Source organism: Streptomyces sp. NPDC039480, from assembly GCF_055597165.1.
Genome location: NZ_JBVITX010000001.1, coordinates 357,164 through 366,198, shown reverse-complemented (window position 1 = coordinate 366,198; position 9,035 = coordinate 357,164). Strand labels below are relative to the sequence as shown.

Annotated in this window: 1 protein-coding gene; it reads right to left on the bottom strand. The window is 74.4% G+C overall.

The features are described from left to right. Positions 1–2 precede the first annotated feature (2 nt). Positions 3–8,969: a type I polyketide synthase gene (locus ACZ56E_RS01610; RefSeq protein WP_471211475.1), complete on the bottom strand. Its 8,967-nt coding sequence runs from the start codon at positions 8,967–8,969 to the stop codon at positions 3–5. Between the last annotated feature and the right edge of the window lie 66 nt (positions 8,970–9,035).

Here is a 9,035-nt window from a genome sequence, read left to right as displayed (position 1 = left end):
GGTCACCCGGCCTTCGGAGTGGGGGTCACGCGCGAGGTGCCGTGCCCGACACCAAGCTCGTTGTCGATGAAGTCGAAGATCTGGTCGGCGGACGCGGCCTTGAGCCGGTCGGCGGCGTCGCCATCGCCGTCGTTGCCGTTACCGTTGCCGCCGTCGTTCGCCGTGGTGTTCGTGGTCTTCCAGCGCGTGAGGAGCGCTTCGAGCCGGGTGGTGATCGCGCCCGTCTCTCCGTGCGGCAGCTGAGCGGCGAGCACGGAGAGGTTGTTCTCCATGCGGGTGAGGTCGCTCAGCACAGTGTCTGCGGCGGGCGGTCCCGCGGGGGCGAGCGCGGACGGCACCTGCCCCGCCGCAGGCGACTGTCCCACGGGCCTCTGGCTCCCCGCCGTCTCGCTCGGGCCGGTCAGCCGCTCGCGCAGGTGTGCGGCGATCGCCGAGGGCGTCGGGTAGCGGAAGACGAGGGCGGTGGGCAGGCGCAGGCCGGTGTCCTCCACGAGCCGGTTGCGCAGCTCAACGGCGGTCAGCGAGTCCAGGCCCAGCTGCTTGAAGGTGGCGTCCCCGCGCAGCGCTTCCGGGTCGGTGCGGCCGAGGACGGCGGCAGCGTGGGTGCGTACGGCGTCGATGAGCAGGCGGAGTTGCTCGGGGGCGGACAGGGCGGCCAGCCGGGCCGACCAGTCCGTGGGGGGCTTGCGGTCGGCGGCGGTGCGGCGGCGGGCCGGTGCCCCTGCTGCAACTGCGGCTGCGGCCAGCGCGCGCAGTGGCGCGGGCACGCCGGCGCCCTCAGCGGCCAGCGTACGCGCGGCCAGGCGGGCCCCGAGCAGGGGCGAGCCACCCCCGTGTGCGCGCGCGGCGTCGAGCAGCGCGGGGATCCGGCCGGGCGCCGTCTCCTTGACGCCGGGCCTCGGCGCGGTGGGCGGCCCGTACGTGAGGGCCACGCCCGTCGTCCGCGACGACGTGGTGGTCGCGGTGGTCGCGGTGGTTGTGCGCGACGGGACTGTCGTGTCCGTCGTGACGGTGGTGTGCCGGCGCAGGGCGAGTGCCGCGCTGAAGGCGTCGGCCCCCGCGACGGCCGCCGACCGCGCGATGCCCAGCTCCGCGCCCGCCGGGGACAGGACGGCGAACAGGTCCAGGGGAAGGTGGGCGGTCGCGGCGTGCAGGGCGGCAGTGACACCTGCACTCGACGACCATGCCTCGGCGAACGAGTCGCTCGTCGAGTAGCTGGAGGAGCGGCTCGTCGTGTGGCTCGTCGAGTCGCCGGGATCGTACGCGTCTACGCCTCCGGTGGCGTGGATGACCCCCGTAAGGGGATGGCCCCCGTCGACGGCGGCGACCACTTCGGCAAGGGCGGCCGGGTCCGCCGGGTCGAGGGTCCTCAGGTCCACGGTGGCGCCGAGCCCCCGCAACTCCTCCGCGCATTCCGCCAGTTCACCGTCTCCGGGCAGGAGCAGCAGACGCCTGGACTGCCCGGTGCGTACGAGGTGTTCGGCGAGGTCGGCCACCGGGGCGCCGGACGGCCCCGTGATGAGTATGGTGCCGTCCGGGTCGAGCGGTCGCGCCTCGTCGGTGGGGGGCGCGTCCCGGAGCGTGGTGAGGCGGGGGGCCAGGACGCGGCCCGCGCGCAGGGCGAGTTGCGGTTCGTCAGCGCCGAGAGCAGTGGCCACGGCCTGCGCCAGGAGCGCGTCATCGACCCCGACCCCGGCCTCACCCCTGGCCCCGCCCCCACCCCCGGCTTCCGTGTCGACGAGGAGGATGCGGCCGGGGTGCCTGACCTGCGCCTCCTGGACCAGTCCTCGTACCGCCGCGGCGGCCGGGTCGGGAAGAGAGCCGTCACCCGTGGCGACCGCGCCGGACGTGATCACCACCAGACGGGCGTCGGCGAGCCGCGTGTCGGCGAACCACCGTTCGAGGAGCGCGCCGGCCCGCCGCACCGCGCCCAGCGCGTCGGCGGCACCGTCGCCCGCTCCGGTAGGGGCGGCAGCCGCGGTGGCGAGAACGACGGACGGCACCGAAGCCCCACCCTCGACGGCCGCACCCAGAGCATCCAGATCCCCGTACGAGCGCTCCACACGCTCCCCGCACTCCCCCAGACCGACCCATCCCGAGGAGTCGACACCCTCAGCAGCCGACCCCGACACCGGCACCCACTCCAGCGCATACAGATCGGACACCCGCTCCCCCGCGGTCCGCAGCTCGCGGCGTCCCGCCGCCACCACGACCAGGGCCTCGCAGGTCAGCACCTCCGCGCCGGTCGGGTCGCTCACGCCGACCCGCCACGCCCGCCCGTCCGCCGACGCGTCGGGGTCGTCGTCCAGCGGGGTGAGACGGATGCGTACAGCCGTGGCACCGGTGGCCCACAGGGTCACTCCGGTCAGCGTGAACGGCAGCCACACCTTGTCCTCCTCGGCCGGCCGCTCGCCGAGAAGTGCGGGGTGCAGTGCGGCGTCGAGGAGCGCCGGGTGAATGCCGAACCCGGCGGCCTCCGGGGCTTCTTGCGGCAGCACCGCCTCGGCGAACAGCTCGCCGTCCTCCCGCCGCCACAGGGCGCGCAGCCCCGTGAAGACCGGTCCGTAGCCGACGCCGGTCGCGGCGGCCCGTTCGTAGAAGTCGCCCAGGTCGACGGGTTCGGCGCCGGGCGGCGGCCATGCCGTGTCCGGGGCGTCCTCCGCGGCCGTACCGGTGGGCTCGGCGACCAGGTGACCGTCGGCATGGCAGGTCCAGGGCGCGTCGGCGCCGTGGGGGGCACCCTCGGCGGTGTCATCACCGTCGAAGGTGTCGCCGCCCTCGGGGCGGGCGTACACGTGGAAGTCGCGGTGCCCGTCCCGTGCGTCGGCCGGTCCGACCACGATCTGCACCTGTACACCCGCGGTCTCGGGCAGCACGAGCGGGGTGCGCAGCGTGAGGTCGTCGACACGCGGGCAGCCGACCTCGTCGGCGGCGCGCAGCGCCCATTCCGCGAGGACGGAGGCGGGCACGACCGCGGCGCCGAAGAGGGTGTGCTGAGCGAGCCAGGGGTGGCTGTGCCTGCTGATACGGCCGGTGAGCAGGCGGATGTCGCCGTCCGCGATCTCGGTGGCCGCCCCGAGCAGCGGATGCCCCGCCGCGGCGAGGCCCAGCCCTGCCGCGTCCTGGGTGCCGGTGGGAGCCTCCAGCCAGTACCGGCGACGCTGGAAGGCGTACGTGGGCAGCTCCACGGTCGACGTACCGGTGGCCGGGAACCAGTTCTCCCACCTGACCGCGCACCCGGCGCCGAAGGCCTGGGCCAGCGAGCGGGCCAGACGTGCCCGGCCGCCGTCCTCGCGCCGCAGCGTGGGCACGGTGACGGCGTCGGCCCCGGCCTCCTCGAAGGTCTCCTGGAGGCCGAGGGTGAGGACGGGGTGGCTGCTGGCCTCGATGAAGACCCGGTGGCCGTCCGCGAGGAGCGCGGTGACGGCGTCGGCGAACCGGACCGGGCGGCGCAGGTTGGTGACCCAGTAGTCGGTGTCGAGGCCCGCCGTGTCGATGCGGGTGCCGGTCACGGCCGAGTAGAACGCCACCGGGGCCGTGGTGGGGCGTACGCCGGCCAGGGTGTGGGTCAGTTCGTCGGTGATGGCGTCGACCTGGGGGCTGTGCGAGGCGTAGTCCACGTCGATGACGCGGCCGCGCAGCTCGCGCGCCTCGGCGTCGGCGACGACGGCGGCGACCTGCTCGGGCGGCCCCGAAATGACGGTCGAGGACGGCCCGTTGACGGCGGCAATGCCCACTCCGGGGTGACCTTCGACGAGTTCGGCGGCCTGCTCCTGGCCCACCCCGAGGGAAGCCATGGCACCCCCGCCCGAAAGCCGGCGCAACGCCCGGCTGCGCAGGGCCACGATCTTGGCGCCGTCCTCCAGGGTGAGCGCGCCGGCGACGACCGCCGCGGCGATCTCCCCCTGGGAGTGCCCGACGACGGCGGCCGGGGTCACGCCGTGGTCCGCCCAGACGGCGGCGAGCGAGACCATCACCGCCCACAGGACGGGCTGGACGACATCGACCCGCGACAGTTCGCGCCCGTCCCCGCGCAGGACCTCTGTCAGTGACCAGTCGGCGTACGGGGACAGCGCCTGCTCGCACGCCTCGATCCGAGCCGCGAACACCGTTGATTCGGCCAGGAGTTGGGCTCCCATGCCCACCCACTGCGAGCCCTGCCCGGGAAACACCAGCACCGGGCCGGGACCGACATCACCCGCGACCCCGCACACGACGTCCGGCGACGCCTCACCCGCGGCAAGGGCCTCAAGGCCGCCGATCAGCGCATCCCGGTCACGGCCCACGACCACGGCCCGATGCTCGAACACCGCCCGCGTGGTGACCAGCGACCGACCCACCCCGGACAGAGAGACAGCGGCCCCCGAGGCTCCAGCCACCAAGTCCCCCAAGCGACGGGCCTGTTCGCGCAGCGCCGCTCCGGTCCGTCCGGAGACCACCCACGGCAGCACCGCGCCGTCCACCGACCCGTCGTCGGCGGCTCCGGCAACGCACTCGCCCGGCCCTGCCTCTTCGAGGACCAGGTGCGCGTTCGTGCCGGAGATGCCGAAGGACGACACCGCGGCGCGGCGCGGGCGGTCGCCGCGTGGCCAGGCGACCGGCTCGGTGAGCAGCTGTACCGCGCCGGTGGACCAATCCACGTGGCCGCTCGGCTCGTCGACGTGGAGGGTGGCGGGAAGCAGGTCGTGACGCATCGCCATCACCATCTTGATGACGCCCGCGACACCGGCGGCGGCCTGCGTGTGACCGATGTTCGACTTCACCGAACCGAGCCACAACGGCCGCTCCGCCGCACGCCCTTGGCCGTACGTGGCGAGCAGGGCCTGCGCCTCGATCGGGTCGCCGAGCGTGGTGCCGGTGCCGTGCGCCTCCACGGCGTCGACGTCCTCGCCGGAGAGGCGGGCGTCGGCGAGCGCGGCACGGATGACGCGTTGCTGCGAGGGGCCGTTGGGCGCGGTCAGGCCATTGCTGGCGCCGTCCTGATTGATCGCCGAACCCCGGATCACCGCGAGGACGTCGTGGCCCTTGCGCCGCGCCTCGGAGAGCCGTTCAAGGAGGACCAGGCCCACGCCCTCGGCCCAGCCCGTGCCGTCGGCGCCCGCCGCGAACGGCTTGCAGCGGCCGTCGGGGGCCAGGCCCCGCTGCCGTGAGAACTCGGTGAACATGCCCGGCGTGGCCAGGACGGTGGCGCCTCCTGCTAGGGCCAGGTCGCACTCGCCGCGCCGCAGCGCCTGCGCCGCGAGGTGGAGCGTGACCAGCGACGACGAGCAGGCCGTGTCCACCGTCAGGGCGGGACCCTCCAGGCCGAAGCTGAACGACAGGCGGCCCGAGGCCACGCTCGGCGTGCTGCCGGTCAGCAGATAGCCGTCGGTCGCCTGGGACGGCTCGTGCAGGCGGGGGCCGTAGTCCTGCCCCGTCATGCCGACGAACACGCCGGTGGGGCTGCCCTTGAGCGCCCGCGGGTCCAGGCCCGCCCGTTCGAAGGTCTCCCAGGCGCATTCGAGGAGTAGCCGTTGCTGCGGGTCGACGGCCAGGGCCTCGCGCGGGCTGATGTCGAAGAACTCGGCGTCGAAGTCGGCGGCGTCGTACAGGAACCCGCCCTGCCGTGTGCAGCTGGTGCCCGACCGGTCGGCGTCGGGGTGGAACAGCCGCGTCAGGTCCCAGCCGCGGTCGGTGGGGAAGTCGCCGATCGCGTCGGCGCCGTCCGCGACCAGCCGCCACAGGTCCTCCGGCGAGCCCGCGCCGCCCGGGTAGCGGCAGCTCATGGCCACGATGGCGATCGGGTCCTCGTCCGTGCCGAGGTCACCCGTGGCGGGCGCGGAGCCGGCCGCGCCGGCCGTGCCGGTGAGCTCCGCGCGCAGGTGGGCGGCGACGGCCAGGGGGGTCGGGTGGTCGAAGGTGAGAGTGGCGGGCAACGGCAGGCCCGTCTCCGTACCGAGCCGTTCGCTCAGCTCGGCGGCGGCCATCGAGTCGAAACCCAACTGCTTGAAGGTGCGGGCCGCTTGGACCGAGCCCGAGGCATCCCCGAGCACGACGGCCACGTGCTTGGCGACCAGCCCGAGGAGAACCCGCTCCTGGTCGTTCACGGAAAGCCCGGCAAGCCGCCCCTCAGGCCCGCCCCACTCGCCCGCCTCCTCCGCCCGCTCCTGCCCTGCCTGCTCCGGGGGCTCCAGGGGTACCGGGAGCTCCCGGATTTCCGGCTGCTGCTCCGCCCCGGTGGCGGCAGGCCAGTGGCGTTCGCGTTGGAAGGGGTACGTGGGGAGAGGCAGGCGGCGCGTGGCGGCCGGGGCACCATAGGCCGGGGTGAAGTCGATGTCGGCCCCGCGGACGTACGCCTGGGCCAGTGACGTCAGGAACGTGGCCACCTCGTCGCGGCCGCGTCGGCATGTGGCGATGGCGGCGGGGCGCGGGCGGCTCCGGTCCGCGGAAGCGGGGAAGCACTCGCGGGCCATCGCGGACAGCGGTGCGTCCGGGCCGAGTTCGACGAAGGTAGTAACTCCGAGCTCGCACAGCTCCCGTACGCCCGACAGGAACCGCACGGGCTCGCGCGCGTGCCGCGCCCAGTACTCGGGATCGGCCTGCCCGGCGCCGCTCCCGCTCCCGGTCGCGGTCGCTGTCACGAGTTCGCCGGTGACGTTGGAGACGACGGGGATGACCGGCTCGTGGAAGGTCAGGCCGGCGGCGACCGCGCGCAGCTCGTCGAGGATGGCGTCCATGTGCGGCGAGTGGAAGGCGTGGCTGACCTTCAGGTGGTGGGCCTTGCGGCCGCGTCCCCGCCAGGCGGCGGTCAGTTCCTCGACGGTGGCACGGTCGCCGGAGACGACCACGGAGTCGGGTCCGTTGACTGCGGCGATCGTCACCTGCCGCTCGTGCTCGGCGAGCAGTTCGGCCGCCTCGTCCGCCGTGGCCTGCCACGCGGCCATCGCGCCGGGCGCCCGGACCGCCTGCATGAGGCGTCCCCGCGCGGCCACCAGAGCGCTCGCGTCCGGCAGCGAGAGGACGCCGGCGACGTGTGCGGCGGTGATCTCGCCGACCGAGTGGCCGAGGACGTAGTCCGGCTTCAGACCGAAGGAGGCCGCCAGCCGGTACAGGCTCGTCTCGATCGCGAAGAGCGCGGGCTGGGTGTACGCGGTCTGATCGAGGAGCCCCTGATGTTCGGCGCCCTCGCCCTCGACGGCCCCACCCGGGACGGCCCCACCCAGGACGATCTCGCGCAGCGGGCGGTCCAGATGCACGTCCAGGGCGGCGAACGCCTCGTCGAGCGCGTCGGCGAAGACGGGAAACGCGGCGTACAACTCCCTTCCCATGCCGAGGCGTTGCGCACCCTGACCGCTGAAGAGGAAGGCCGTCCTGCCCTCGGTGTACGCCTCGCCGCGCACCACGGACGCGGTCTCCGCACCCTCGGCCAGCGCGTCCAGGGAGCCCAGAAGGTCGGCGGTGTCGGCGCCGAGCAGGACCGCGCGGTGGGCGAGAGGCGCACGGGTGGTGGCCAGGGCGTGGCCGACCCGCGCGACGTCGGGGACGGGGCGGCGCCCGGCGAGGTGCGCCCGCAGGCGACCGGCTTGTGCGCGCAGCGCGGCAGCGCTGTGCGCACTGACCGGCCACGGCGTAAGCGCCACCACCGGCTCAGGCACCGAAACCGCATCCGGCGCCGCCACCGAATTCGGCGCCGCCGCCACAACAAGATGGCTGTTCGTGCCCCCCATACCGAAGGACGACACCCCAGCGATCAGCGGCTGTTCGGGGCACGGCCAGTCGGCCAGACCCTCCTGGACGGTCAGGCCGAGTTCGGCGAGTGGGATCGCCGGGTTGGGGGTGGTGAAGTTCAGACTCGGTGCCAGCCGCCGATGGTGGATGCTCAGCGCGGTCTTGAGCAGCCCGACGATCCCGGCGGCGGCTTCGAGGTGGCCGACGTTCGTCTTGGCGGAGCCGACGGCCAGCGGCACGGTGCGCGCGCCGTCCTGCCCGAGTGCGGCGCCCAGTGCGGCGGCCTCGATCGGGTCCCCGACGGGCGTACCGGTGCCGTGCAGTTCGACGTACTGCACCTGGTCCGGCGTGACCCGGGCCCGCCGGCAGGCGAGGCGCACCACGTCCTGCTGCGCCTGCCCGCTGGGCAGGGTGATTCCGTCGGTCGTACCGTCGCTGTTGACGGCGCTCCCCCGGATCACGCAGTACACGGTGTCGCCGTCGCGCCGTGCCGTCGCGAGGGGCTTGAGCACCACGAGGCCGCCGCCCTCGCCGCGTACGAAACCGTCGGCGCGGGCGTCGAAAGTGTGGCAGCGGCCTGCGGCGGAGAGACCGCCGAAGCGGGCCTCGGCCAGCGCGGTGGAGCGCGGCGAGCAGATGAGGTTGACCCCGCCCGCGAAGGCGATGTCGGAGTCGCCGCTCCGGATGCTCTCGCAGGCCAGGTGGACGGCGACGAGCGAGGAGGACTGCGCGGTGTCGACGGTGAGACTCGGGCCCGCCAGGTGGTACGCGTACGAGATGCGGTTGGCCAGGATGCTGCGGTGCACGCCGGTCATGGTGTGCCGGGTGACGGCGCCCGGGCCCGGCGCCCGCAGGTTCAGGACGTCGGTGTAGTCGTCCCAGAACGCGCCGACGAACACGCCGGTGCGGCTGCGCGCCAGGGTGGGCGGCCGGATGCCCGCGTCCTCCAGCGCCTCCCAGCTCAGTTCGAGGAGCAGCCGCTGCTGGGGGTCCATCGCCACGGCCTCGCGCGGGCTGATGTGGAAGAAGTCCGCGTCGAAGCCGTCGATCCGGTCCAGGTAGCCGCCCGGCCCGTGGAGGCCGGAATCGGCTCGGCGCCGCTCGGGCGGCGCGGTGCTCACCGCGCTGCGCCCCTCGCTCAGCAGCCGCCAGAACGCGGCGGGGTCAGCGGCTCCGGGCAGGCGGCAGGCCATCCCGACGACGGCGATCGGGTCGGGGCCTGCGCTCGGTCCCGAGGGGGACGCGGACGCGGACGCGGCCATCACGTCAGCTGCGGTCGGGCGCTGAACAACTGGCTGCCACAAAACATCAACGGCGCTCCCGGTCCG